1 protein-coding gene is annotated in these 420 nt (G+C 64.3%); it reads right to left on the reverse strand.

The genetic code is table 11. From position 1 onward, the window contains the following. Positions 1-81: 81 nt before the first annotated feature. On the reverse strand, positions 82-420 hold a 339-nt coding region (locus RM590_RS35750), incomplete at its 5' end, for a S4 domain-containing protein (RefSeq protein WP_311708973.1).

Here is a 420-nt window from a genome sequence, read left to right on the forward strand (position 1 = left end):
AGTTACGTGAGCACTAACAGGGAGTCAAATCGCCAGGTCATTCCGACGTTTCCGCAGGTCAGAGCCCGGTCGCCGGGTGGCCTAAGCGCCCACGCGCTCGACGCCGGCAATGTGCCGCTTGCCACGTCGCAACACGAGCCAGCGCTCATGCCGGAAATCGGAATGCTGTGGTATCCACTCGTCACTTTCGACGCGAATGTTGTTCACGTAGACGCCACCTTCGGCGACGTTGCGGCGCGCGGCTCCCTTACTCGCCGCCAGTCCCGTCTCGACCAACAAATCGACGATCGAATCCGGACCACCGGGCTTGAGCTCGGCGACCTGGCCATTACTGGCTTCGCGCAGCGCGGCACCGAGCGTCGATTCATCGAGGTCGGCGAGCTCGGCCCGGCCGAACAACGCCTGGCTGGCCAGCTCGAC

Source organism: Streptomyces litchfieldiae (genome assembly GCF_031845365.1).
Classification (GTDB): Bacteria; Actinomycetota; Actinomycetes; order Streptomycetales; family Streptomycetaceae; genus Streptomyces; species Streptomyces litchfieldiae.